The 1,810-nt window shown below is 72.4% G+C and carries 1 protein-coding gene; it reads right to left on the reverse strand.

The features are described 5' to 3' along the window. On the reverse strand, positions 1 to 1,810 hold a 1,810-nt coding region (locus EOA49_RS06960), incomplete at both ends, for a hypothetical protein (RefSeq protein ID WP_206520150.1).

The raw sequence follows: 1,810 nt of genomic DNA on the forward strand, positions 1-1,810 counted from the left end.
TAGCGCCGGTCGCTCCGGTCGCGCCAGTTGCTCCAGTTGAGCCGGTAGCGCCAGTGGCACCCGTGGCGCCGGTCGCACCTGTAGCTCCGGTAGCGCCGGTCGCCCCAGTCGAGCCGGTGGCACCCGTAGCGCCGGTCGCACCTGTCGCACCCGTTGCTCCAGTCGCGCCAGTTGCTCCAGTCGCACCCGTGGCTCCGGTCGCACCGGTTGCTCCGGTCGAGCCCGTTGCTCCAGTCGCGCCGGTCGCACCGGTTGCGCCGGTCGAGCCCGTGGCACCCGTAGCGCCGGTCGCTCCAGTCGAGCCCGTTGCTCCAGTCGCACCGGTGGCTCCGGTCGCACCCGTCGAGCCGGTAGCTCCGGTAGCTCCAGTCGCACCCGTTGCTCCAGTGGCACCGGTAGTTCCAGTCGCACCTGTTGCTCCGGTCGAACCTGTCGAGCCAGTTGCTCCTGTCGCACCCGTAGCGCCGGTCGAGCCGGTATCGCCCGTAGCACCAGTGGCGCCGGTTGCTCCAGTCGCCCCAGTGGCCCCGGTCGAACCCGTTGCTCCGGTATCACCCGTTGCTCCAGTCGAGCCGGTCGCACCCGTTGCACCCGTAGCGCCGGTCGCACCTGTTGCACCCGTCGAGCCCGTTGCTCCGGTATCGCCGGTAGCGCCGGTCGCGCCTGTGGCGCCGGTTGCTCCGGTCGCACCCGTCGAGCCCGTTGCTCCGGTATCGCCGGTGGCGCCGGTCGCACCTGTTGCTCCGGTCGCACCTGTCGAGCCCGTTGCTCCGGTATCACCCGTAGCGCCGGTTGCGCCTGTCGCACCCGTTGCTCCAGTCGAGCCGGTCGCACCCGTTGCACCCGTAGCGCCGGTCGCACCTGTGGCGCCGGTTGCTCCAGTCGCCCCGGTAGCTCCAGTAGCTCCAGTCGCGCCGGTTGCGCCTGTCGAGCCGGTCGCACCCGTTGCACCCGTAGCGCCGGTCGCACCTGTTGCACCGGTCGAGCCGGTTGCTCCGGTATCACCGGTGGCGCCAGTCGCACCTGTTGCTCCGGTCGCACCGGTCGAGCCGGTTGCTCCGGTATCACCGGTGGCGCCGGTCGCACCTGTGGCGCCGGTTGCTCCGGTTGCTCCCGTTGCTCCGGTATCGCCGGTAGCGCCAGTCGCACCTGTTGCCCCGGTATCGCCGGTGGCGCCAGTCGCACCTGTGGCGCCGGTTGCTCCGGTCGCACCGGTTGCTCCGGTATCGCCGGTGGCGCCGGTGGCACCTGTGGCGCCGGTTGCTCCGGTCGCACCCGTTGCTCCGGTATCGCCCGTGGCGCCGGTGGCACCTGTGGCGCCGGTTGCTCCGGTCGCGCCAGTCGAGCCGGTGGCGCCCGTTGCTCCGGTATCGCCGGTGGCGCCGGTCGAGCCGGTTGCTCCGGTCGCACCGGTCGAGCCCGTTGCGCCCGTTGCTCCGGTATCACCGGTGGCGCCGGTCGCACCTGTGGCGCCGGTTGCTCCGGTCGCACCGGTCGAGCCGGTTGCTCCGGTTGCTCCGGTATCGCCCGTGGCGCCGGTCGCGCCTGTGGCGCCGGTTGCTCCGGTCGAGCCGGTTGCGCCCGTTGCTCCGGTATCGCCGGTGGCGCCAGTCGCACCCGTGGCTCCGGTCGCACCTGTGGCGCCGGTTGCTCCGGTTGCGCCCGTTGCTCCGGTATCGCCCGTGGCGCCGGTCGCACCTGTGGCGCCGGTTGCTCCGGTCGAGCCGGTTGCGCCCGTTGCTCCGGTATCGCCGGTGGCGCCAGTCGCACCCGTGGCTCCGGTCGCACCTGTGGCACCGGTTGCTCCGGT

Source organism: Mesorhizobium sp. M1A.F.Ca.IN.020.04.1.1 (genome assembly GCF_003997315.1).
Taxonomy (GTDB): domain Bacteria; phylum Pseudomonadota; class Alphaproteobacteria; order Rhizobiales; family Rhizobiaceae; genus Mesorhizobium.